The sequence below is a fragment of the Hydrogenophaga palleronii NBRC 102513 genome (genome assembly GCF_001571225.1).
In the GTDB taxonomy this organism is placed as follows: Bacteria; Pseudomonadota; Gammaproteobacteria; order Burkholderiales; family Burkholderiaceae_C; genus Hydrogenophaga; species Hydrogenophaga palleronii.
This window is the reverse complement of sequence record NZ_BCTJ01000010.1, coordinates 67048-88536: the sequence shown is the minus strand read 5'-3', so window position 1 is coordinate 88536 and position 21489 is coordinate 67048. Positions and strand designations below refer to the sequence as shown.

Below are 21489 nucleotides of genomic sequence, written 5' to 3'. Positions count from 1 at the left end.
TATCCCCTGTGCACAACTGCACGCAATTGGCGCGCATTTTTGATGCTTCCAGGCCTTTTCAGGGGCGAATGCCGCCCCTGAAGCGGTGTCTTCTTTCCACCCGGAACCGTTTCTGTCATGTCCCTGACCCTGTCCGACATCGGGCGCATCGCCAACCTGGCGCGCCTGGAAGTGTCCGCCGCCCAGAGCGAGACGCTGCTGACCCAGCTCAATGGCTTTTTCGACACCGTCGAACAGATGAACGCCGTCGACACCACCGGCGTCGAGCCGCTGGCCCATCCGACCGCGGTGATCGACCACGTCGCCCTGCGCCTGCGCCCGGACGTGGCGAGCGAACCCAACCAGCGTGACGCCAACCAGAAAAGCGCGCCGGCGGTGGAGCGCGGCCTGTTCCTCGTGCCCAAGGTGATCGAATGAACGAACTGCACACCCTGGGCGTGGCCGAACTGGCCAGCGCCATTGCCGACAAGAAGACCAGCAGCGTCGAAGCCGCGCAGCAGCTGCTGGCGCGCGCGCACCAGCACGCCGAACTGGGCGCCTACCTGGCCTTCAACGAAGAAGCCACGCTGGCCCAGGCGCGTGCGGCCGACGCGCGCATCGCCGCCGGCGAGCGCACGCCGCTGCTGGGCGTGCCGCTGGCGCACAAGGACGTGTTCGTCACCCAGGATTTCCCGACCACCGCCGGTTCGAAGATGCTGCAGGCCTACCAGAGCCCGTTCGACGCCACCGTGGTGCGGCGGCTGGCCGAGCAGGGCGCGGTGACGCTGGGCAAGCTCAACTGCGACGAGTTCGCCATGGGCTCGGGCAACGACAACTCGGCCTACGGCCCGGCGCATAACCCCTGGGAGCTGGCGCACGTGCCGGGTGGTTCCTCGGGCGGCTCGGCCGCCGCGGTGGCCGCGCGCCTGCTGCCGGCCGCCACCGGCACCGACACCGGTGGCTCGATCCGCCAGCCCGCCAGCTTCTGCGGCATCACCGGCATCAAGCCCACCTACGGCCGCTGCTCGCGCTACGGCATGGTGGCCTTTGCCTCCAGCCTGGACCAGGCCGGCCCGATGGCGCGCAGCGCCGCCGACTGCGCGCTGCTGCTCAGCGCCATGGCCGGCCCCGACATCGACCGCGACTCCACCAGCGTGGACCGCCCGGCCGAGAACTACAGCGCGCTGCTCGGCCAGCCGCGCGAAGGCGCGAGCGCCGCACAGCCGCTCAAGGGCCTGCGCATCGGTTTGCCGAAGGAGTACTTCGGCGCCGGTTGCGCGCCCGACGTGATCAACGCTGTGCGTGGTGCGCTCGCCGAGTACGAGAAGCTGGGTGCCACGCTGGTCGACATCTCGCTGCCGCGCAACGAGCTGTCGATCCCGGTGTACTACGTCATCGCCCCGGCCGAGGCCAGCTCCAACCTGAGCCGTTTCGACGGCGTGAAGTTCGGCCACCGCGCGGCGCAATACGAAGACCTGGTCGACATGTACAAGAAGTCGCGCAGCGAAGGCTTCGGGCCCGAGGTGCAGCGCCGCATCCTGATCGGCACCTACGTGCTGAGCCACGGTTACTACGACGCCTATTACCTGCAGGCGCAGAAAATCCGGCGCCTGATCGCGCAGGACTTCCAGGCCGCGTTCACGCAGTGCGACCTGATCGCCGGGCCGGTGGCGCCCAGCGTGGCCTGGAAGATCGGCGAGAAGAGCACCGACCCCATGGCCAACTACCTGGCCGACATCTACACCCTGTCCACCAGCCTGGCCGGCCTGCCCGGCATGAGCGTGCCCGCCGGTTTCGGCGCGGGCGGCCTGCCGGTGGGCCTGCAACTGGTCGGCAACTACTTCCAGGAAGGCGCGATGCTGCAGGCCGCCCACGCGTTCCAGCAAGCGACCGACTGGCACACCCGCGCACCGCAGGGCTACTGAGATGAACCAGAAACACAACAAGGAAGCCTCGCTGCTGGTGCACGGTTACGAAGTCGTGATCGGCTTCGAAACCCACACCCAGCTGGCCACGCAGTCCAAGATCTTCAGCCGCTCGCCCACCGCCTTCGGCGCCGAGCCCAACACCCAGGCCAGCGCAGTCGATCTGGCCTTGCCCGGCACCCTGCCGGTGATGAACCGCGGTGCGGTCGAGCTGGCGATCCGCCTCGGGCTGGCGCTGGGTTCGCACATCGCCGAAGAGAGCGTGTTCGCGCGCAAGAACTACTTCTACCCCGACCTGCCCAAGGGTTATCAGATCAGCCAGTTCGAGATTCCGGTGGTGCAGGGCGGCGAGGTCTCGTTCTTCCTCGGTGAAGAGAAAAAGACCGTGCGCCTGGTGCGCGCCCACCTGGAAGAAGACGCCGGCAAATCGCTGCACGAAGACTTCATCGGCCAGAGCGGCATCGACCTCAACCGCGCCGGCACGCCGCTGCTGGAGATCGTGACCGAGCCCGACATGCGCTCCAGCGCCGAGGCCGTGGCGTATGCGAAAGAGCTGCACAAGATCGTCACCTGGATCGGCATCTGCGACGGCAACATGCAGGAAGGCTCGTTCCGCTGCGACGCCAACGTCTCGGTGCGCAAGCCCGGCGCACCGCTGGGCACGCGGCGCGAGATCAAGAACCTGAACAGCTTCAAGTTCATGCAGCAGGCGATCGACTTCGAGGTGCGCTGGCAGATCGAACAAATCGAGGACGGCCACAGCATCCAGCAGGCCACCGTGCTGTTTGATCCCGACACCGGCGAAACCCGCGCCATGCGCACCAAGGAAGACGCGGCCGACTACCGCTACTTCCCAGACCCCGACCTGCCACCGCTGGTGATCGGCCGCGACTGGGTGGAGCAGGTGAAGGCCGCGATGCCCGAGCTGCCGCGCGCCATGGCCGAGCGCCTGGTGCGCGACTACGGCCTGCCCGAGTACGACGCCACCACGCTGACGCAAAGCCCGGCGATGGCGGCCTACTTCGAGACCGCGGCCAAGGCCAGCGGCAGCGCCAAGCTGGTGAGCAACTGGATCATGGGCGAGGTCTCGCGCCGGCTCAACGCCGACGAGGGCGACATCACCAGCGTGCCTGTGAGCGCCACGCAACTCGCCGCGCTGGTCGGCCGCATCGCGGACGGCACGGTGTCGAACAACGCCGCCCGGCAAGTCTTCGATGCCCTGTGGACCGGCGAGGGCAGCGAGGTCGATGCTGTGATCGAGGCCAAGGGCCTCAAGCAGATGAACGACACCGGCGCGCTGGAAAAGATCATCGACGAGGTGATGGCCGCCAACGCCGACAACGTGGCCCAGTTCCGCGCCGGCAAGGACAAGGCCTTCAACGCGCTGGTCGGTCAGGTGATGAAGGCGAGCAAGGGCAAGGCCAACCCGCAACAGGTCAACGACCTGCTGCGCCAGAAGCTGGCTGGCTGATCCATCGATGGACCGACCGCGCCCGCGGCGCGAGGTCGGCGAGCGATCAGCGTGAGAGGGGGGCGGGTGTGCTGCCGGTGCGGCTGCCACCGGCCGCCACCCAGAGCTGGCGCAGCTTGGCCAGCTCTTCGTCGAAACGCGCGTTGACGCGCTGCTTCTCGCGCGACTGCTCGTCCAGAAAACGTTTCTGCACCAGCACCTGGGCTTCGTTGTCGTCAATCTTGCGCTTGAGCCAGCTCGGCGCCTTGCTCGTGTCGCCCTGGTAGAACTCCAACTCGACGTCGATGTCCTTGCGCTGCGCCGCCAGCGCGAGTTCGCGTTTGTTCACCGCGCTGATCACCTCGTCGATCTGCGCCAGCGCCTCGGCCCGCTCCTTGTCGTGCACGGCCTGGTTGGGGTAGCGGATCATCAGCGCGCGCTCGCGGCGTTTCTCTTCCTGCAAACGCGCTTGCTGGTCGGCTTCCTGCCTGCGCTGGGCATCCAGGCGCGCGCGCTCGTCGGCGGTGTAGCTCGGCGGCAGGGTCTTGCGCACGATGCCGGTGCTGCCGTGCTGGTTCTGTTCACGGTCGAGGCACTCGACGATGGGCCGGTCGGAGGTGAGGCGCCGGCCCTTGGCGTCCACGCAGCTGTAGATCTGCTGCGCCTGTACCGCACTGCTCCAGAAGCTGGCGCCCAGCAGCACCGCAGCGCCCGCGAGCCACAGGCGGCGGTGCGGGAAGGCAGCGGGTGGAGTGGGCGGCAGCGGGTGCATGGTGAAGGAGGTTCAGGACACGCCGTAGCGCTCGCGGTAGGCCTGCACACGCTCGCGGTGGGCATCGTGCTCACCACCGGTGTGGGCCGCCAGATACTGCAACAAATCGGCCAGCCTCGCAATCGTGCAAACCTGCATGCCGAGTTCGCGCTGCACGTACTGCACGGCGCTGTGGTCCACATCCTGCACACGGCCGTCGGCGCCGACCTCGGTGGCTTTTTCCTGGCGGTCGAGTGCAATCGCGATGGCATGTGGCGTGGCGCCCGCGGCGCGGATCAGCGCGATCGATTCGCGCGCCGCGGTGCCGGCGGACATGACATCGTCGACGATCAGCACGCGGCCCTTGAGCGGCGCACCCACCAGCGTGCCGCCTTCGCCGTGGTCCTTGGCTTCCTTGCGGTTGTAGGCAAAGGGCACGTTGCGGCCGAGCCGCGCGAGTTCGATGGAGACGGCTGCGCCGAGCGGGATGCCCTTGTAGGCGGGGCCGAAGATCATGTCGAACTCGATGCCGCTGGCCACCAGGGCTTTTGCATAGAATTGCGCCAGTCGGCCCAGCTTGGCGCCGTCGTCGAACAGACCGGCGTTGAAGAAATAGGGGCTCATACGCCCCGCCTTGGTTTTGAATTCACCAAAGCGCAGCACGCCGGCATCCACGCAAAACTGCACAAATTCCTGCGCAAGCGCAGCTTCTGGCGTATCGGCTTTCGCCGCTCCCGCATCCCACACCATGGAGTGATCCTTGTTCAAACTCACCAGCCTCAACCTCAACGGCATCCGTTCGGCCACCAGCAAAGGGCTGGAGCCGTGGCTCGCCGCGCACCGGCCCGATTGTATTTGCGTGCAGGAGGTCAAGGCCCAGGCACCCGATGTGAGCGGCCGTTTTGAAGAGCTTGCCGGTCTCAAGGGCCATTTCCACTACGCGCAGAAAAAGGGCTATTCGGGCACGGGGGTGTACACCCGCCACGAACCGAGCGAGGTGATCGCCGGCTACGGCGCGACCGAGTTCGACGACGAGGGCCGCTTCACCGAACTGCGCTTCGACACGCCGACGCGCAAGCTGTCCATCCTGAGCGTGTATTTCCCCAGCGGTTCGTCCGGCCCCGAGCGGCAGGAAGCCAAGTACCGTTTCCTGGCCGGCTTTTACCCGCACCTGCAGGCGCTCAAGGCCGGGCGCGAGTTCATCCTGTGTGGCGACGTCAACATCGCGCACCAGCAGAAAGACCTGAAGAACTGGCGCAGCAACCAGAAGAACAGCGGCTTCCTGCCCGAGGAGCGCGCCTGGATGACCCAGTTGCTGGACGAGGCGGGCCTGGTGGACGTTTACCGCCGCCTGCAGCCCGACGCCACCGACGCCTGCTACACGTGGTGGAGCAACCGCGGCCAGGCCTATGCCAACAACGTGGGGTGGCGGCTGGACTACCACCTGGCCACGCCGACGTTGGCGGCGCTGGCGCGCAGCGAGTCGATCTACAAGGACGTGAAGTTCAGCGACCACGCGCCGCTGACCATCGACTACGACTTCGACCTTTGATCCGGTGAGGCCCGCGTCCGCCGCCCACACCTGGGTTGACGCGGGCTGATGCGGAACAACGTGCCGCGCCACCCACGGCGCGGCAGGGTGGGCGTCACGCCGAGGCGAGGCGCTCCTTGGCCAGCTTCGTGCCTTCTGCCAGCGCCTTCAGCTTGCGCCAGGCCACGTCCCGCCCCATCGGTGCCAGGCCGCAATTCGTGCACGGGAACAGCCGCTCCTTCGGCACGAACTGCAGTGCCCGGCCGATGGTGTCCGCCACTTCCTCGGGTGTCTCGACCACGTCGCTGGCCACATCGATCACGCCAACCATCACGTCCTTGCCGGCCAGCAGCTTCATCAGGTCGGGCGGCACGTGGGAGTGGATGCATTCCAGGCTCACCTGGTCGATGCGGCTCTTGGCCAGCGCGGGGAACACCGCCTCGTACTGGCGCCATTCTTCACCCAGGGTGCTCTTCCAGTCGGTGTTCGCCTTGATGCCGTAGCCGTAGCAGATGTGCACCGCCGTCGTGCAGGTCAGGCCCTGCGCGGCGCGCTCGAGCGCCTGCACGCCCCAGTCGGCGGCGTCCTTCATGTACACGTTGAACGCGGGCTCGTCGAACTGGATGATGTCCACGCCGTCGGCCTGCAACGCCAGGGCTTCCTGGTTGAGCAGCTCGGCGAAGGCGAAGGCCATCTTGATCTTGTTGCCGTAGAAGCGGTCCGCCACGGTGTCGACGATGGTCATCGGGCCGGGCAGGGTGAACTTCAGCTTCTTCTTTGTGTGCGCGCGCGCCAGCTGGGCTTCGAAGGCATGCACGCGGCCCTTCAGGCGCAGGGCCGACACCACCTGCGGCACCATCGCGTCGTAGCGGTTGTCGCGGATGCCCATCTTCACCTTGTGCTCGAAGTCGATGCCCTCGACCTGCTCCAGGAAACCGTGCACGAAGTGCTGGCGCGATTGCTCGCCGTCGCACACGATGTCCAGGCCCGCGTCTTCCTGGGCCTTGATCCACAGCAGGGTCGCGTCGGCCTTGGCTTGCCGCAGCGCATCGCCTTCCGCCTGCCACTGCGGCCAGAGCTTGTTGGTTTCGGCCAGCCAGGCGGGCTTCGGCAGGCTGCCGGCGATGGAGGTTTCGAACATCTGAGAATGCCTTTCAAGAAAAAATGGATGTGGCGAGCGCGCGTGTCGGGCGCGTTCTGCCCGAGCCGCCGCGGGGTGGCGCGTCATGCGGGGCATGACGACAGACCGTTTCTTCAGGAGGAACGGTCTGTGTGCAGGCAGGTCAGGCCGCGCAGTTGGCCACCCATTGTTCGAGGACGTTCTTGTACGGCTTGATGAAGCGCTCCTCGGCGAACTTCCCCTGCTGAACCGCCAGCTGGCTGCGCTCTTCCCGGTCGTAGACGATCTGCGTCAACGAATAGTCCTGGTTCTTCAGGCTCGGTTGGTAGAGCTTCCCGGCTGCAGAGTTGGCGTTGTAGATCTCGGGGCGGTAAATCTTCTGGAAGGTCTCCATCGTGCTGATGGTGCCGATCAGTTCGAGATTCGTGTAGTCGGCCAGCAGGTCGCCGTGAAAGTAGAAGGCCAGTGGTGCAACGCCATTCGGCGGCATGAAGAAACGAACCTGCATCCCCATTTTTTCGAAGTACCGGTCGGTCGAGGACAGTTCATTCTGTTGGTACTCGACACCCAGCACCGGGTGCTGGTTGCCGGTCCGCTGATAGGTCTTGCTGGTCGAGGCGCTGATGCAGATGACCGGCGGCTTGTTGAAGTGCTGCTTGTAGGTGCTCGAGTTGGCAAACTGCTGGAACAGCTTGCCGTGCAGGTCGCCAAAGTCGTCCGGCGTGCTGAATTCCGCCCGATGGGCGTTGTATGCCGGCAGCAGGACGCTGAAGTCGTAGTCGCGCACGTAGGAGGAGAAGTTGTTCCCTGCGATGCCGTCGATGCGCTTGTTCTCTTTCCGGTCGAGGATGCTGGTCTTCAGTATCTCGATCAGCGGGAACACATCGCCGCTGCCCTTGGCATCCATGTTCATCTCGACAGAGACGATCTCGAGTTCGACCGAGTAACGGTCGCCCGTCGGGTTGTCCCAGTGCGCCAGGTCGTTGAAGCGGTTGTCAATCATCCTCAGCGTGTTGCGCAGGTTCTGCTGCCGGCTCGTGCCCCGGGCCAGGTTGGCAAAGTTGGTGGTGATGCGCGTGCTGTTCGATGGGTGGTAGTTCTCATCGAAGCAAATGCTCTTGAGGTGGAAGCTGAGTTCTGTGTTCATGGCGATTCAGTGAGCTGATTTTTTAAGAGAAGACCGATCCGTGTGTCAGGCCGCAAGCACTTCCTCGGCCCGGGCGGGCCTTGTGTGGCGCGCCAGATCCACCAACGGCAATGCCCGTTGGACGGCCTGCCTGGCCCGCTCGATCAGGGCGGCGTTCTGCAGGCGGTAGTCGGCGAAATCCTTGTCGGTCGCATAGACACCCAGCGGCAATGTGCGCGCCTGGAAGAAGCTGAACAGCGGCCGCAACTGGTGGTCGATCACCAGGGCATGGCGCTCGCTGCCACCGGTGGCAGCCAACAACACCGGTTTGTCGATCAGGGCGTCCTGGTCGATGAAGTCGAAGAAGTGTTTGAACAGTCCGGTGTAGGAACCACGGAAGACCGGTGTGGCCACCACCAGAACGTCAGCCTGCTCGACCGCCGCCAGCTCCCGCTCCACCGAGTCGGGCAGGTGGCTGCGCCAGGTGGCACCGGCAAGCCGCGGCGCGAGCTGACCCAGTTCGACCAGGCGCTGCTCGCACGGCAGTGCGTCGGCGACCAGGTCCATCAGGTGCTCTGCCAGGGCCGCAGATTTGGAAGGGCGTTGCAGTCCGCCGGAAACGGCGACCAAACGGAGTGGACGTGTCATGCTTGCTTTCGTATGGATGGATCTGCGCCGTGCCGAAGAGCGCCGCCGTCATGGCTCGCGCAGATCTTGGGACCGCTCCCGAGAACGCAAACGATCCATGGACGCGGATGGTATGGATGTGTGCTCATGAAGTAAAATGGTTTTATTTCACCAATCCATGAGCCGAGTTCATTTGAATGCTTGAGCGCATCCACCTCAGCATCGTTCAGCAGGTCGAGAAACAAGGGTCGTTGACGGCCGCCGCGGGCGTGCTGAACCTCACCCAGTCGGCCCTGAGCCACAGCATGAAAAAGCTGGAGCAGCAACTGGGCACCGACGTCTGGCTGCGCGAAGGTCGCAGCCTGCGCCTGACGCAGGCAGGCCAGTACCTGCTGGCGGTGGCGAACCGCGTGCTGCCGCAACTGGACCTGGCCGAAGAACGCCTGGGCCAGTTCGCGCAGGGCGAGCGCGGTGCACTGCGCATCGGCATGGAATGCCACCCTTGTTACCAGTGGCTGCTCAAGGTGGTCTCGCCCTATCTGGCGGCCTGGCCCGACGTGGATGTGGACGTGAAGCAGAAATTCCAGTTCGGCGGAATCGGCGCGCTCTTCGGCTACGAGATCGACCTGCTCGTCACGCCCGACCCGCTCTACAAGCCGGGCCTGAAGTTCGAGCCCGTGTTCGACTACGAGCAGGTGCTGGTCGTGGCCAAGGGCCATGCCCTGGCCTCTGCGGCCTACGTGAAGCCCCAGCAGCTGACCAGGGAAGTGCTCATCAGCTACCCCGTGGACATCGAGCGCCTGGACATCTACAACCAGTTCCTGTTGCCCGCCGGTGTCACGCCCAGGCGGCACAAGGCCATCGAAACCACCGACATCATGTTGCAGATGGTGGCCAGCGGCCGCGGCGTGGCTGCCCTGCCGCGCTGGCTGGTGGAGGAGTACGCGGCCAGGATGGACGTGGTGCCGGTGCGGCTGGGCGCGCGCGGCATCGCCAAGCAGATCTTCCTGGGGGCACGCGAGGCGGACACCGCCATCGACTACGTGCGGGCCTTCATCGAACTGGCCCGCACGCCTGCGGCCACCGCCTTTGCGAAAGGAGCCAACACATGAACACCACCGTCGACCGCCAACCGCTGCCGCTGCCCGGCGGCCATCAGAAGGTGCTGCTGCATTCCTGCTGCGCGCCGTGCTCGGGCGAGGTCATGGAGGCCATGCTGGCCTCCGGCATCGACTACACCATCTTCTTCTACAACCCCAACATCCATCCGCTCAAGGAATACGAGCTGCGCAAGAACGAGAACATCCGTTTCGCGGAGCAGTTCGGCGTGCCCTTCATCGACGCAGACTACGACCGCGACAACTGGTTCGAGCGCGCCCGCGGCATGGAGAACGAGCCCGAGCGCGGCGTGCGCTGCACCATGTGCTTCGACATGCGTTTCGAGCGCACGGCGCTGTATGCGCATGAGCACGGCTTTCCGGTGATCACCAGTTCGCTGGGCATCTCGCGCTGGAAGAACATGCAGCAGATCAACGACTGCGGTGTGCGTGCGGCAGCCAGGTACCCCGGCCTGATGTACTGGGAATACAACTGGCGCAAGGGCGGCGGCTCCGCGCGCATGATCGAGATCAGCAAGCGCGAGAACTTCTACCAGCAGGAGTACTGCGGCTGCGTCTATTCGCTGCGCGATACCAACCGCCACCGGGTGGACAGCGGCCGCGAACGCATCCAGCTGGGCGTGATGTTCTACGGCGACGAAGCGCCGACCAAAGACTGATGCGCCTTGCGGGGGGAGCAACGCTTCCTCCGAGCTTCCTGAACGTGTTCCCTGGCTCGCCGCCAGCCCGAGCGGCGCTGACGTTGTGAAGCCCTCCACACCATGGCCGAGGATGGCAAGACCGATGATTCATATCGACAAACCCGGGCCCGCCAGCGATATCACCGAGGCCTGTTCGTTGGAGGTCAACGCGAAGGACATGCCCGCGCTGGCCGCCGCGGCGGCGCGCATCGCCACCGGCTCCACCATTTCCATTCCCTACCTGGCCAACCAGGACAACGAGGCGCGGCTGGCTGCCGCGCGCGCCGTGCACGAACTCGGCTTTGAGCCGATGCCGCACCTGTCTGCGCGCCGCATCGCCTCGCTCGCCGAGCTGCAGGCGTTTGTCGAGCGTGCGGTGGCCGAAGCCGGCGTGAAGCGTTGCTTCGTGATCGCGGGCGATCCGTCCACCCCGGCGGGGCCGTTTGCGGACAGCCATTCGTTGATCGACACAGGCGTTTTCGAGCGTGCGGGCATTCAGGTGGTGGGCGTGGGCGGGCATCCCGAAGGCCATCCGGTCATGAATGCGGCCGATCGCTGGGCGGTGCTGGAACGCAAGTGCCGCAGCATCGAACAGCGCGGCATGGCGCCCTGGATCGTCACGCAGTTCGCCTTTGATGCCGACATCGTGCTCACCTGGTTGCAAGCGCTGCGCGAACGTGGCATCGAACACCCGGTACGCGTGGGTGTGCCGGGCCCGGCGGGCGTGGCGGTGCTCGCGCGTTATGCGGCCCTGTGCGGCGTCAGCGCATGCGCGTCGATGTGGTCCAGCTACGGCATCTCCATCGGTAAGCTGTTCGGCACGGCAGGGCCGGATCTTTTCGTGGACCGTCTGGCCGCCGGCCTGACAGCAGCACATGGCACCGTGAGTCTGCATTTTTTCCCGTTCGGCGGCATTGCACAGTCGGTCGGCTGGATAGCGCAGTACCGGGCCCGCGCGGGGCATGGCCACGCCGGCGCGCAGCGGCGCGCCTGAGGACGCTCGTTACCAGCGCAGCAGCCGCGGCCCCACCAACGCACCGGCCGCCACCGGCAGCGCCATGCCCAGCACGTACCAGATGGCGATGAAGGGCGCGGCGAGTTCCGGGCAGTGGATGGCATACACCGCGGCGCCCGACGCGCCGCCCAGCGCCCCCGCGCCCGCACCGGCCAGCGCAGGACGCACCGGGGCCAGGGAGCGCAACACCCAGATGGCGGCGAGGAACACCGGCAGCGACAGCACGGCGATGTTCTCTGCGCACACCCGCCAGGTGCGGCTCAGCATCAGGGCCGGCAGTTCGCTGGCCGGGGCTTGTGCAACCGCCACCAGCCCGAGCGCCCACAGAAAGGTGATCGGCAGCAGCCAACGCACCCAGGCCGCGCGTGTGCTCATGCCGGGGCGGCCGAGCCGGGCCACCAGCGGCAGGGCCAGCAGCGCCATCAGCAAGGGCGTGCCGAACTTCACCCAGAACATGGGTTGCCCGAGGTAGCCACGCAGTGCAGGGTTGACGCCGAGCACGGTGGCCATGAGCAGCAGCGAGACCGGCAGCGCGAGCAGCAGGCCGAGCGCCAGCCGCCGCGCCGCCACGTGGCGCTGCACCGGCACGGTGTCGGTGGCCAGCAGGTGAATGAGGTCGTCGGTTTTCATGGGGACGCTTTCGCCCGGGGTTTGGGCAGGGCCGAGATGCGGGCGGCCAAGGCCTTCAGCCCGCGGTGGATGCCGATCTTCACGGCCGATTCCGACATGCCGGTTTCAAGCGCCACCTCGGCAACCGAACGGCCCGCCAGCTTGACCTGTTCGATCGGCAGGCGCTGGCGCTCGGGCAAGGTGGCCAGCAGCTGGTGCAGGTCGCGCCGGGCCTCGGCGGCTTCGTTGTCTGCGGTGTCGAACAGCGCGACTTCGTCGTCCAGCGGGTCGTGCAGCGCTTCCCGGCCCTGGCGCGCGCGCAGCAGGTCGATGGTTTTGTAGCGTGCGATGGCGTGCACCCAGGCGGTGATCGGCTGGTCGGGCAGGTAGGTGTGGCGCTGGTTGTGGATCGCCAGCAGGGTCTCTTGCACGAGGTCCTCCACATCGTCGGGCCAGCCGGACAGGCGCCGGCGGTAAAACGACCGAAGGCGCGAGCCGAGCAGCTGGAGGAAGCGGCGGTACGACGCCGCGTCGCCGTCCAGGCCGGCGAGCATCAGCCCGCGCAGCAGCTGTTCGGTCTGGGCGTGCATCACATCGTCGCGGGACGAATACCGATCCATGGGAGCCGCAGCTTACACCCGGCCCTTGAACCCCGGGAGCGGGGTTTCTCGCGGCTGGCGTCGCCAGCGCTGGCGCCAGCGTTCGGCCGCTTATTTCTTCATCTCGTCCTTCTGCATCATGTCGCCCTTCTTCATCTCATCCTTCTTCATGGCGTCTTTTTTTATCTTGTCTTTTTGGGCCATGCAGTCCTTGTACATGGGGTCGTTCTTCATGCAGTCCTTGGACATCGAGTCCTTGGCCATGCCGTCCTTCTTCATCATGTCGTCGGCCGCGAAGGCCGAGACGCTGCCCGCGGCCAGGCAGGCGGTGAGCAGGGCGGTGGTGAGCTTGTTCATGGTGGGATTCCTTCAGCAGGTCGAGAGAAAATGCGCCGTGTTCCGGAATGGGCACGGTCGCGGCATGGGCGGTGCCGGGCAGCGGAAGCTGCTCAACTTCCGCCGAACCAGTTGTAGCCCTGGTCTTCCCAGTAGCCACCCGGATAGGTGTTGGTGACGAACATCGCCACGATGTGTTTCGGGTTCTTGTAGCCCAGCTTGGTGGGCATGCGCAGCTTCATCGGGAAGCCGTATTTCGGAGGCAGGGGCTCGCCGTCGAAGCGCAGCGTGAGCTGCGTCTGCGGGTGCAGCGCGGTGGCCATGTCGATGCTGGTGAAGTAGTCGTCGGCACACTGGAAGCCGACGTATTTCGCGCTCAGGTCCGCGCCGACGCGGCGCAGGAAATCGCCGAAGGGCACACCGCCCCAGCGGCCGATGGCGCTCCAGCCTTCCACGCAGATGTGCCGGGTGATCTGCTCCTGCTGCGGCATCGCGCGCAACTCGTCCAGCGTCCAGCGGTGCCGGTCGGCCACGAGGCCGGAGACCTCCAGGCGGTAGCCGGCTTCCGGTACCACCCGCACCTCGTCTTCGCCGTAATAGGCGTTGAAGGGGAATGGGTGGGTGATCTCGGCGCTGCTGTAGGTGGGCGCCAGCCGGTTCGGATCGAACAGCCAGGCCTGGGCCCGGTCGTTGAAACGCGAGATGCGGTTGAGCACGGCTTCGACGTCTTCGTTGCTGCTGATGCTGCAACCGCTCAACAGGGACAAGCCACCCAGCGTCAACGAGCTGCGCAAGAAGTGCCGCCGCGCGGCCGGGGCCATGCGTTTCTCGAGCAGCTTGCGGGCATCGAGCAGGGCCGCATCGGCATCAACCAGGGGCAGTGGGCGGCGTTTGAACAGGCTCATGCGGTGGTCTCCTTGCCCTGGGCGCTCAACATGCTCAGCAAGCTGCGTGGCACCAGCGCCACCATCACCAGATGCACGGCCATGAAGCTCACCAGCAGCGCCATGCCGACGAAGTGGATGCGGCGGGAAAACTCGTAGCCGCCCAGCAGTTCACGCAGCACCGGGAACTGCACCGACTTCCACAGCACCAGGCCCGACAGCACGATGAACAGCAGGTCGACCATCACGAACAGATAGGCCAGGCGCTGCACGGCGTTGTAGTGGTGCGGATCGGCGTGCGACAACCGGCCGCGCAGGGCCGCCAGCGCATCGTGGAAGACCGCCCGCGGTGACAGCGGTAAGAACTTGCGCGCCAGCCGCCCGGTGAACACGTTCATGGCCAGGTAGAACAGGCCATTGCCCACCAGCAGCCACATCGCCGCGAAGTGCCATTGCAGGGCACCCGCGAGCCAGCCACCCAGCGTGATGCCGGCCGGGAAGCTGAAGGCGAAGAAGGGCGCAGCGTTGTAGATGCGCCAGCCGCTCGTGATCAGGACCAACACCGCGAAGGCATTGAGCCAATGGCTGACGCGCATCCACAAGGGATGGATCGGACGCAAAGCCGCAGCACCGTGCATGAGAACTCCCTGACCACGCGACCCAGACCATCCGGGTCGCGAGGGAAGTTCGGCGCAGCGGCGCGCCCGGTTACAGCGGGCGGCTCTTTAAATGCTTGGGGCGACGGACGGTGCTGGGGTTTCGGCGGCAGGCTGCCACCGGGAGGCGTCCGTACCGGTGTTGTGCGCCCAGTTCAGATGTGGGACGGCAGCCAGGTCGCCAGCGGCGGCCAGGCGTAGACCAGCCAGGCCAGGCCCAGGATCAGGAACCAGTAGGGAATGGCGCCGCGCCGTTCACAGTTCGGTCCGCGGCATGCCGAAAATCGAGGGCGTGAAGTCTGCGGCCCCTTTCGGCTTGTTGCCCTTCGCCCAGGCCAGCAGCGCATCTGCCGACATCGGGCGGGCGAAGAAGTAGCCTTGCAGCTCATCGCATCGCATGGCGAGCAGGATGTCGCGCTGGCCCGCCGTTTCGACACCTTCGGCCACCACACGCAAGCCCAACGCATGCGCCAGGCTCACGACCGCCACCACCACAGCGCGCGCGTCTTCGCTGTGCTCCAGGTCCTTCACGAAGCTGCGGTCGATCTTGAGCTGCTGCGCGGGCAGTTGGCGCAGATAGTTCAGGCTGGAGTAACCCGTGCCGAAGTCGTCGATGGACAGAAACACACCGATGCGCGACAGCCCATCAAAGGTGCGCTGAGTGGCCTTGACGTCTTCCATGGCCACCGTTTCGGTGATTTCGCACAGCAGTTGGGAAGCGTGGAGCTTGTTGCTGTGCAATGCATGCTGGATGCGCTCCACCAGGTTGCTCTCGCGCAACTGGTGTGCCGAGATGTTGACCGCCACGCGCATGCGCACACCGCTTTTCGCCCACTCGCTGACCTGGCGGCAGGCTTCGTTGATGACCCAGTTGCCCAGGCGCCCGATGAGGCCGAAGCGCTCCGCCAGCGCGATGAACACGGCCGGGCTCACCATGCCATGCTTGGGATGGTTCCAGCGCAGGAGCGCTTCCACGCCGCTGATCTGACCTCGGCGGCCGTCGATTTTGGGCTGGTAGTGCAGCGTCAATTCGCCTCGTTCCAAAGCATGGCGCAGGTCGTATTGCAGTGCCAGTTGCTCGGATGCGTTCGAGTCCATGTGAGGCTCGAACAGTGTGTAGCACCCCCCGCCAGCGCGCTTGGCGGCGTACATGGCCGCATCGGCATTGGCGACCAGCTTGGTGCGCTCACCCTGATCGGGGTGGACCACGATGCCGATGGAGCAGGTGATCTGCAACTGCCTGCCCGACACCTCGAACGGTTGCGACAGCGCAGCCAGTATCCGGTGGGCCGTGGCGATGCAGTCGGCCACATCGGACACGTCTTCCAGCAGGATCAGGAATTCGTCCCCGCCAACGCGTGCGGCCGTGTCGCCATCGCGTATTTGCTGTTGCAGGCGATCTGCCGCGCCACACAGGATCAGGTCGCCCGTCGCATGGCCATACGAGTCATTGATGAGTTTGAAACCGTCCAGGTCCACGAACAGCACCGCCAGGCGCTCTTGAGCGTGCAACGGGTTCACGCGCCCCAGTCGCAACAGGACCTGGATGAGTCGGTCTTCGAACAGCCGGCGATTGGGCAGGCCGGTGAGGGCGTCGGTGAAGGCGCGTTGCTGCAACTCGTCGTTGGCGGCCTGCAGGCGCACATTGCTCTCTTTCAGCGAGCGTGTGAGCTGCTGCGCGGTGCTCTGCAGCCGTGCGTCCAGGATGGAGGTCAACAGCGTGCTCACCAGCAGCATGCCGGTGGCCACGAGCACCAGTGCCGTGAGGCCCGAGCCGCCCAGCTCCCCTGCGCTCATGCAGACCGACCCCACCGCGAAGCTGGCCGCCGCCATGCCGGTGTAGTGCATGCCGCAGATGGCGATGGCCATCACAAGCGATGCCGCCAGCTGATAGGCCCGACGCTGACCGGGTTGCACCCGGCGCAGCAACTGGAAGATGAGCAGTGCCGTGGCAGACGCGAGCACCGCAATCAGGACGGACAGCGCCACGATGCCGTAGTCCCACACGATGCCGGGCGCCATGTCCAGCGCGGCCATGCCGATGTAGTGCATGCCGCTGATGCCCGCGCCCATGGCCAGAGCGCCCAGCGCGAGGGGCCGGCGGCCAAACGCCTGGCGGCTGGCCAGCTCCAGCGCGACACCCGACGCGCCGACCGCCGCAAGCCAGGACAACAGCGTCAGTCCACCGGCAAAGCCGATGGCAATCGGCAGCTTGAAGGCCTGCATGCCCAGAAAGTGCATCGACCAGATGCCGGTGCCCATGACGATGGAGCCTGCCGCCCACCATGCCAGGCCCACCCGGCGCTGCGCGGTTCGCACGCGTCGTGCCAGGTCCAGCGTGACATAGGACGCCAGCATGGCAATGGCGAAAGAGGCGGCCACCACGTAGGGGTCGTGGCTGGAAGGCAGGAAGACGGTCATGGCAAGAACAGGGAGGCGAGAAGGCGTCTTCGAGCGTCATCACCCCAGCTGCCACGCGGGCCTCGGGTGCGCAAGTCGCGAGAGTCTGCGGGGGTCGTCCTGGAGGAGAAGAAATGGGCGGGAAGCGGGACAGGCGGCGAATTCCCCGGGGGCAGGTGGCCGCGCGCGCCGTACACACGGGTATCGACGCGCCGTGCGCGATCTTGAGGCGTGTGGCGCACGTTTCTGTGCGTGCCGAGAAGGCCAGGAATGGCCGCCTCCTGGCGAGCGGTTCGCACCTTCGCCAAGGTGGTTCGCCCGAGGCGCTGCCCCCGTACCTTCCTGTAAAACCCAAAGGCCAGCAGGCCCGAAATGCCTGCCCACGAACGGGTCAAGGGTCCCGCTTCCTGCTTCTCGTCGATCAAGGTGAAATATGGCAAGTCCATTGCCCATTGGATGCATGTGCGGGAACAAGCCGCTCCGCTCAGGCACATGGCGCTGGTGAGCCAGCTGAAAACCAAGCACCCACCGGGACATGGTCACGCCGGCACACTGGCCGCCTGGTTGCTGGCCTGCAAGCCGCAGCAACCGTAAAGCGCCGGCCTTCAACAGACAGCCGTTGGGCCGCAGCGCCCTGGTTACGATCGGCATACCCCCCCATTCCGTACCGCCATGCTGCAATACCAAACCGTTCCCGTTACCGCCTTTGCACAGAACTGCTCGCTGGTCTGGTGTGATCAGACCCTGGATGCCGCGGTGATCGATCCGGGTGGGGAGCTCGACGTGCTGCTGGCCGAAGTGCAGCGCCTGGGACTGAAGCTCAAGGCCATCTGGCTGACCCATGCGCACATCGACCACGCCGGCGGCACGGCCGAGCTTGCGCGGCAGCAGAACCTGCCCATCATCGGCCCGCACCCGGGCGACCAGTTCTGGATCACCGGCCTGCCGCAGCAGAGTGCGATGTTCGGCTTTCCACCTGCCGAGGTCTTCACGCCCACACGCTGGCTGGCCGATGGCGACACGGTGCAGATCGGACAGAGCACGCTGAACGTGCGGCATTGCCCGGGCCACACGCCGGGCCATGTGGTGTTCCATTCGGCCGAGGCCAAGCGCGCCTTTGTGGGCGACGTGCTGTTTGCCGGCGGCATCGGCCGCACCGACTTTCCGCAGGGCAACCACCAGCAACTGCTCGACAGCATCACCCAGCGGCTGTGGCCCATGGGGGACGACACGGTGTTCATTCCCGGCCATGGGCCGGAGAGCACGTTTGGCCGCGAGCGGCAGAGCAATCCCTACGTGCGCGGCACCTGAGGCTGCAAGGCCTCCCGAGGCGAGGGCGTGCAGCGCTGGCGCTTGGGGCTCAGAACGTGGCGTTGAGGCTGAGCGAGAGGCGCCGGCCTTCGTCCAGCATCCAGTTGCCGTCCAGGCCGCTGGTGCGGCCGCGCAGGTCCACCGGCACCATCTTGTTGGTGACGTTGAGCAGCGCGAACTTCAGCAGCAGGTTGGACCGCAGCCGGTAGTGGCCGCCGACGTCGAAGGTGGTGGACGCGCTGCGTTCGCGCGTGCGCGCGGCGCTGTTGCGGAACGCAGCCCAGTACTCCTTGCCGGTATAGGTCGCGCCCACGAACAGGCCGAGCTGGTCGGACGGGTCCCAGTCCAGTTGCGCGCTCAGCTTGTGGCGCGGCGATTTGTCGAGTGGCCGGCCTTCCAGCGAGCTGCCGTCGAAGGCCGGCTCACCGCCGCCCTTGCGTTTGGAGTCGGTGAAGGTGTAGCTGCCGCTGAGCTTCCAGGCACGCGCCAGCGGCAAGCCGGCGCCGACTTCGAGGCCACGCAGGGTCACGCGGTCGATGTTGTCGTAGGTGTAGATGTTGCGGCCCGGTGAGCGCGGGTCGGCCACACCGGTGTCGTAGCTCGCGACCTTGTTCTTGAAGGCGTTGTTGAACAGCGTGAAGCTGGCGTAACGGCCGTCGCGGTCGAAACGCAGGCCGAGTTCCTGCGTGGTGCTGGTCTCGGGTTTCAGGTCGCTGCTGCCGCACAGGGTGCCGGGCACCGCACCGGCGACACCGCCGGTGGTCATGCAGTAGCCGGCCGTGCTTTGTCGGATGGTGGGCGGCTTGAAGCCCTTGGCCACGCCGCCGCGCAGCGTCCACGCCGGGTCGAGTTTGTAGACGCCGTACACACGCGGTGTCCATTCGCGGCCGTAGCGCTCGTCGTCGTCCAGGCGCACGCCGGTGGTGAGTGTGAAGGCGTCGTTGAAGAAGAACTCGTTTTCTGCGAACAGCGCCCAGGAGGTCAGCTGGATGCGGTTGGCGTTGGGCGCGTAACCGCCGGGCGCAGCGTCCTGGTTGGCCACGCCGCTGAGCCGGTTCTGGCTGTACTGCCCACCCAGCTTGAGCAGGCTGTTGCCCAGCGGCAGGTTGAGCACGCCGTCGAGCACGGTGTTGCTGAGCTTGGGCACCACCGGGTTGGGGCCGTTGGCGCGCGTCTGGGTCTGCTCGCCGGTCTCGCCGTAGAGCGACACCGTGGAGCTGCCGAAGTCCCAGCGTCCGTTGTGCGTGATGCCCCAGTGCTCGCGTTCGTGCCGGGTGCGCAGCACGGCGGTGGCCGGCACTGTGTCGGCGCTGGTGAGGCCGGGCGTGGTGCGGTACTGCAGGCGTTCCCGGCCGAACTCGAGCGCCACGTCCTGGTTGGCCGCGGGCCTGGCGCTGAGCTTGACGGTGAGGCTGTCGTCGTTCTGGCCGTAGGCGCCGGCGGTTGCGTTGGCGGCGTTGTAGAAATCGTCCTCGCGCCGTTCGCGCGTCTTGCCGTAGATCTGCAGGCCGAGCACCTCGTCCTTGATCGGCCCGCCGACCCAGAACTCGCCCAGCGCGGTGTTGCCCTGGTTGTTCTCCTGCTGCCAGACGCCACCCACCGTGAGCGAACCGCTCCAGCGCTGGGGCACCTTGCGCGTGATGATGTTGATGACGCCGCCCATGGCGTCGGCACCGTAGAGCGAGGACATCGGGCCGCGCACGACCTCGATGCGTTCGATCGCCTCCAGTGGCGGGATCAGGTTGGACTGCACGCCGCCGGTGCCGCGGTTCATGGTTTCGCGCGTGTTCTGGCGCTTGCCGTCAACCAGGATCAGCGTGTACTCGCCGGGCATGCCGCGGATGGAGATGTCGTTCTCGTTGGGGTTGCCGCCGACCACGCTCACGCCTTCGAGCTTGCGCACCACATCGTTCAGCGTCGCGTGCGGCTGGGCGTCGAGCTCTTCGCGCGTGATGACGGAAATGCTCGCCGGCGCTTCGCGCACCGCCTGCTCGCGCCCACTGGCCGTGACCACCACGGTGTTGAGCGTTGTCTCTTCGCTGGCGGGTGCTTGCTGCGCCAGCGCCGGCGTGGCCAGCACGGTGGCCAGTCCGGTGGAGGCCAGGGCGGCGCTCAGGCGGGTCAGGGGCGCAAACGGTGTCGGCAGGCCACGGCCGAGGCGGTCGCGGGCGATGAAACGGAGCCGCGCGCTGGACGCGGTGCAGGGCAGTGGTGACATGTTGGGGCGGCCCGAAGTGGCCGTTGTGAGAGGGGAGTCTGGTGCCGCCGGGGCGGTGGCGCTGGGGTTGGACGATGCTAGCAGCGGATCGCATCAAATGCAAATCATTCGCATCTGATGGTGGTGCGATCACGCGCATGCGTGGCGTGCAAACGCCACCCGCCGGCAGGCCGGTAGGCCGGAATGGCTGTCAGGGGAGGGAGCTGGCCCGCTGCGGCGGGCGGCGGGCCGTCAGCCCTTGCGGGCGCGTTCGTACAGGCCCTGCACCTTGGGCACGTTGGCTTCCAGCTCGCGGATACGGTTGGGGCCACTGGGGTGGGTGGAGAGGAAGCTGGCGCCCGAGCCGCCGCTGTTGGCGCTCATCTTCTGCCACAGGCTCACGCTGGCGCGTGGCTGGTAACCCGAGCGGGCGGCCAGCTCCAGGCCCACCAGGTCGGCTTCGGTCTCGTCTTCGCGGCTGAACTTGAGCGTGAGCAGCTGCGTGCCCAGGTTGGCCGCCACGTCACCGAGCTGGCCCAGGCCGAGCAACTGGGCCGCGATCGACAGGCCGATGCCGGTGGCATTGCTCTTGGCGACCCGCGAGCGCGCGTGCTCGCGCAGGGCGTGCGCCATTTCGTGGCCCATGATCATCGCGGTCTCGTCGTCGTTGAGGCCGAGCTTTTCCAGGATGCCGGTGAAGAAGGCGATCTTGCCGCCCGGCATGCAGAAGGCATTGATCTGCTCGCTCTGGATCAGGTTGACTTCCCACTTCCACTGCGTGGCGCGCGAGTTCCACTGCGCCGAATGCGGAATGATGCGCTGCGCGATGCCGCGCAGGCGCTGCACTTGCGGGTGGCTGGCCGGCATCAGCACCTTCTTGGCGCTGGCCTCGGCCATCATCTGGCCGTATTGCTGGTTGGCCGCGTTCTCCAGTTCACCCGCCGGCACCAGCTTGCGCAGCGAAGAACCTTCGCCCACGTTGACCTGGGCAGCCGCCGGCAGCGCTGCACTGGCCGCCGCCGCGGTGCCCGCAAGCACGAAGGCGCGCCGTGCCGACCACACGTGTTCGGGGCGGGGTGGCGCGTCGGGGGCGGAGGTCTTCAGGTCGCAGAGCAGGCACATGCGTGAATAATAGACAAAGCCGGGTGCTTGTGCCCGTTCGCGCTGTAGGCGCC

22 protein-coding genes are annotated in these 21489 nt (G+C 66.4%); 9 read left to right on the top strand and 13 right to left on the bottom strand.

Annotated features, from left to right (window positions below; all coding sequences use genetic code 11):
* Positions 1-117: 117 nt before the first annotated feature.
* Genes gatC through gatB form a run of 3 tightly spaced genes read left to right on the top strand, consistent with a single transcriptional unit; the run spans position 118 to position 3375 of the window.
* Entirely contained in the window at positions 118-417 is a 300-nt protein-coding gene (gene gatC / locus HPA01S_RS09550; RefSeq protein ID WP_066269286.1) for an Asp-tRNA(Asn)/Glu-tRNA(Gln) amidotransferase subunit GatC, read from the top strand.
* Positions 414-1904, top strand: coding sequence for an Asp-tRNA(Asn)/Glu-tRNA(Gln) amidotransferase subunit GatA (gatA, locus tag HPA01S_RS09545; protein WP_066269284.1), 1491 nt, complete (start codon positions 414-416; stop codon positions 1902-1904). Before gatC ends, gatA begins: the two co-directional genes overlap by 4 nt.
* Position 1905: 1 nt before the next feature.
* Entirely contained in the window at positions 1906-3375 is a 1470-nt protein-coding gene (gene gatB / locus HPA01S_RS09540) for an Asp-tRNA(Asn)/Glu-tRNA(Gln) amidotransferase subunit GatB (RefSeq protein ID WP_066269279.1), read from the top strand.
* A gap of 46 nt (positions 3376-3421) precedes the next feature.
* On the opposite strand, the gene HPA01S_RS09535 is transcribed toward gatB, so the two are convergent.
* Both HPA01S_RS09535 and pyrE read right to left on the bottom strand, forming a co-directional pair.
* The gene (locus tag HPA01S_RS09535) at positions 3422-4126 is read right to left on the bottom strand and encodes a DUF4124 domain-containing protein (RefSeq protein WP_066269278.1); all 705 of its coding nucleotides are present in this window, start codon (positions 4124-4126) and stop codon (positions 3422-3424) included.
* A 12-nt stretch (positions 4127-4138) separates the two neighbouring features.
* Positions 4139-4855 carry an orotate phosphoribosyltransferase gene (gene pyrE, locus HPA01S_RS09530; protein ID WP_066269274.1) on the bottom strand — a complete coding sequence of 239 codons (717 nt, stop codon included), beginning with the start codon at positions 4853-4855 and terminating at the stop codon, positions 4139-4141.
* Between the two features lie 10 nt (positions 4856-4865).
* Here pyrE and HPA01S_RS09525 point away from each other — a divergent pair, with 10 nt between their 5' ends.
* Positions 4866-5657, top strand: a complete 792-nt coding sequence (locus HPA01S_RS09525; RefSeq protein ID WP_066269269.1) for an exodeoxyribonuclease III — start codon at positions 4866-4868, stop codon at positions 5655-5657.
* A gap of 94 nt (positions 5658-5751) precedes the next feature.
* Here HPA01S_RS09525 and HPA01S_RS09520 read toward each other — a convergent pair whose 3' ends face one another.
* The 3 genes from HPA01S_RS09520 to msuE form a co-directional block, all read right to left on the bottom strand.
* The gene (locus HPA01S_RS09520) at positions 5752-6777 is read right to left on the bottom strand and encodes a methionine synthase (protein WP_066269267.1); all 1026 of its coding nucleotides are present in this window, start codon (positions 6775-6777) and stop codon (positions 5752-5754) included.
* A 142-nt stretch (positions 6778-6919) separates the two neighbouring features.
* Positions 6920-7903 (bottom strand): DUF1852 domain-containing protein, encoded by a 984-nt coding sequence (locus HPA01S_RS09515; RefSeq protein WP_066269263.1) that lies wholly within the window; start codon positions 7901-7903, stop codon positions 6920-6922.
* Positions 7904-7948: 45 nt separating this feature from the next.
* Positions 7949-8530, bottom strand: a complete 582-nt coding sequence (msuE, locus tag HPA01S_RS09510; RefSeq protein ID WP_066269259.1) for an FMN reductase — start codon at positions 8528-8530, stop codon at positions 7949-7951.
* A 176-nt stretch (positions 8531-8706) separates the two neighbouring features.
* On the opposite strand from msuE, the gene HPA01S_RS09505 reads away from it, so the two are divergent.
* From HPA01S_RS09505 to HPA01S_RS09495, 3 genes are all read left to right on the top strand, one after another.
* Positions 8707-9621 (top strand): LysR family transcriptional regulator, encoded by a 915-nt coding sequence (locus tag HPA01S_RS09505; protein ID WP_066269257.1) that lies wholly within the window; start codon positions 8707-8709, stop codon positions 9619-9621.
* Positions 9618-10286, top strand: a complete 669-nt coding sequence (locus tag HPA01S_RS09500; protein ID WP_066269255.1) for an epoxyqueuosine reductase QueH — start codon at positions 9618-9620, stop codon at positions 10284-10286. The genes HPA01S_RS09505 and HPA01S_RS09500 overlap by 4 nt, the downstream gene beginning before the upstream one ends.
* Positions 10287-10410: 124 nt before the next feature.
* Entirely contained in the window at positions 10411-11301 is an 891-nt protein-coding gene (locus tag HPA01S_RS09495; protein ID WP_245638609.1) for a methylenetetrahydrofolate reductase, read from the top strand.
* A gap of 9 nt (positions 11302-11310) precedes the next feature.
* On the opposite strand, the gene HPA01S_RS09490 is transcribed toward HPA01S_RS09495, so the two are convergent.
* From HPA01S_RS09490 to HPA01S_RS09465, 6 genes are all read right to left on the bottom strand, one after another.
* Complete coding sequence (locus HPA01S_RS09490) at positions 11311-11952, bottom strand: NrsF family protein (protein ID WP_066269253.1); 642 nt, start codon at positions 11950-11952, stop codon at positions 11311-11313.
* Entirely contained in the window at positions 11949-12521 is a 573-nt protein-coding gene (locus HPA01S_RS09485; protein ID WP_066269381.1) for a sigma-70 family RNA polymerase sigma factor, read from the bottom strand. Before HPA01S_RS09485 ends, HPA01S_RS09490 begins: the two co-directional genes overlap by 4 nt.
* A gap of 120 nt (positions 12522-12641) precedes the next feature.
* Positions 12642-12887: a pentapeptide MXKDX repeat protein gene (locus HPA01S_RS09480; protein WP_066269251.1), complete on the bottom strand. Its 246-nt coding sequence runs from the start codon at positions 12885-12887 to the stop codon at positions 12642-12644.
* Positions 12888-12979: 92 nt separating this feature from the next.
* Entirely contained in the window at positions 12980-13771 is a 792-nt protein-coding gene (locus tag HPA01S_RS09475; RefSeq protein ID WP_066269249.1) for a molybdopterin-dependent oxidoreductase, read from the bottom strand.
* Positions 13768-14388 carry a cytochrome b/b6 domain-containing protein gene (locus HPA01S_RS09470; protein WP_066269247.1) on the bottom strand — a complete coding sequence of 207 codons (621 nt, stop codon included), beginning with the start codon at positions 14386-14388 and terminating at the stop codon, positions 13768-13770. Before HPA01S_RS09470 ends, HPA01S_RS09475 begins: the two co-directional genes overlap by 4 nt.
* Before the next feature lie 273 nt (positions 14389-14661).
* Positions 14662-16827 carry a putative bifunctional diguanylate cyclase/phosphodiesterase gene (locus HPA01S_RS09465; protein ID WP_066269245.1) on the bottom strand — a complete coding sequence of 722 codons (2166 nt, stop codon included), beginning with the start codon at positions 16825-16827 and terminating at the stop codon, positions 14662-14664.
* A gap of 351 nt (positions 16828-17178) precedes the next feature.
* On the opposite strand from HPA01S_RS09465, the gene HPA01S_RS09460 reads away from it, so the two are divergent.
* Together HPA01S_RS09460 and HPA01S_RS09455 are read left to right on the top strand one after the other, a co-directional pair.
* Positions 17179-17400 (top strand): DUF4287 domain-containing protein, encoded by a 222-nt coding sequence (locus tag HPA01S_RS09460; protein WP_066269242.1) that lies wholly within the window; start codon positions 17179-17181, stop codon positions 17398-17400.
* A 78-nt stretch (positions 17401-17478) separates the two neighbouring features.
* Complete coding sequence (locus tag HPA01S_RS09455; RefSeq protein ID WP_066269241.1) at positions 17479-18117, top strand: MBL fold metallo-hydrolase; 639 nt, start codon at positions 17479-17481, stop codon at positions 18115-18117.
* Positions 18118-18166: 49 nt separating this feature from the next.
* Here the strand turns inward: HPA01S_RS09455 and HPA01S_RS09450 are convergent, their stop codons facing one another.
* Together HPA01S_RS09450 and HPA01S_RS09445 are read right to left on the bottom strand one after the other, a co-directional pair.
* Positions 18167-20335: a TonB-dependent receptor domain-containing protein gene (locus HPA01S_RS09450; protein ID WP_084360581.1), complete on the bottom strand. Its 2169-nt coding sequence runs from the start codon at positions 20333-20335 to the stop codon at positions 18167-18169.
* Between the two features lie 231 nt (positions 20336-20566).
* The gene (locus HPA01S_RS09445; RefSeq protein WP_066269240.1) at positions 20567-21436 is read right to left on the bottom strand and encodes a M48 family metallopeptidase; all 870 of its coding nucleotides are present in this window, start codon (positions 21434-21436) and stop codon (positions 20567-20569) included.
* Positions 21437-21489: the final 53 nt, after the last annotated feature.

Bases quoted from the DNA above. Each gene is read 5' to 3' on its own strand.
- HPA01S_RS09470 (WP_066269247.1), bottom strand. From the start codon at position 14,388: ATGCACGGTGCTGCGGCTTTGCGTCCGATCCATCCCTTGTGGATGCGC.
- HPA01S_RS09520 (WP_066269267.1), bottom strand. From the start codon at position 6,777: ATGTTCGAAACCTCCATCGCCGGCAGCCTGCCGAAGCCCGCCTGGCTG.
- HPA01S_RS09535 (WP_066269278.1), bottom strand. From the start codon at position 4,126: ATGCACCCGCTGCCGCCCACTCCACCCGCTGCCTTCCCGCACCGCCGC.
- HPA01S_RS09515 (WP_066269263.1), bottom strand. From the start codon at position 7,903: ATGAACACAGAACTCAGCTTCCACCTCAAGAGCATTTGCTTCGATGAG.
- HPA01S_RS09495 (WP_245638609.1), top strand. From the start codon at position 10,411: ATGATTCATATCGACAAACCCGGGCCCGCCAGCGATATCACCGAGGCC.
- msuE (WP_066269259.1), bottom strand. From the start codon at position 8,530: ATGACACGTCCACTCCGTTTGGTCGCCGTTTCCGGCGGACTGCAACGC.
- HPA01S_RS09505 (WP_066269257.1), top strand. From the start codon at position 8,707: ATGCTTGAGCGCATCCACCTCAGCATCGTTCAGCAGGTCGAGAAACAA.
- HPA01S_RS09445 (WP_066269240.1), bottom strand. From the start codon at position 21,436: ATGTGCCTGCTCTGCGACCTGAAGACCTCCGCCCCCGACGCGCCACCC.
- HPA01S_RS09480 (WP_066269251.1), bottom strand. From the start codon at position 12,887: ATGAACAAGCTCACCACCGCCCTGCTCACCGCCTGCCTGGCCGCGGGC.
- HPA01S_RS09460 (WP_066269242.1), top strand. From the start codon at position 17,179: ATGCCTGCCCACGAACGGGTCAAGGGTCCCGCTTCCTGCTTCTCGTCG.
- HPA01S_RS09485 (WP_066269381.1), bottom strand. From the start codon at position 12,521: ATGCACGCCCAGACCGAACAGCTGCTGCGCGGGCTGATGCTCGCCGGC.
- HPA01S_RS09490 (WP_066269253.1), bottom strand. From the start codon at position 11,952: ATGAAAACCGACGACCTCATTCACCTGCTGGCCACCGACACCGTGCCG.
- gatC (WP_066269286.1), top strand. From the start codon at position 118: ATGTCCCTGACCCTGTCCGACATCGGGCGCATCGCCAACCTGGCGCGC.
- gatB (WP_066269279.1), top strand. From the start codon at position 1,906: ATGAACCAGAAACACAACAAGGAAGCCTCGCTGCTGGTGCACGGTTAC.
- pyrE (WP_066269274.1), bottom strand. From the start codon at position 4,855: ATGGTGTGGGATGCGGGAGCGGCGAAAGCCGATACGCCAGAAGCTGCG.
- gatA (WP_066269284.1), top strand. From the start codon at position 414: ATGAACGAACTGCACACCCTGGGCGTGGCCGAACTGGCCAGCGCCATT.
- HPA01S_RS09455 (WP_066269241.1), top strand. From the start codon at position 17,479: ATGCTGCAATACCAAACCGTTCCCGTTACCGCCTTTGCACAGAACTGC.
- HPA01S_RS09465 (WP_066269245.1), bottom strand. From the start codon at position 16,827: ATGACCGTCTTCCTGCCTTCCAGCCACGACCCCTACGTGGTGGCCGCC.
- HPA01S_RS09500 (WP_066269255.1), top strand. From the start codon at position 9,618: ATGAACACCACCGTCGACCGCCAACCGCTGCCGCTGCCCGGCGGCCAT.
- HPA01S_RS09450 (WP_084360581.1), bottom strand. From the start codon at position 20,335: ATGTCACCACTGCCCTGCACCGCGTCCAGCGCGCGGCTCCGTTTCATC.
- HPA01S_RS09475 (WP_066269249.1), bottom strand. From the start codon at position 13,771: ATGAGCCTGTTCAAACGCCGCCCACTGCCCCTGGTTGATGCCGATGCG.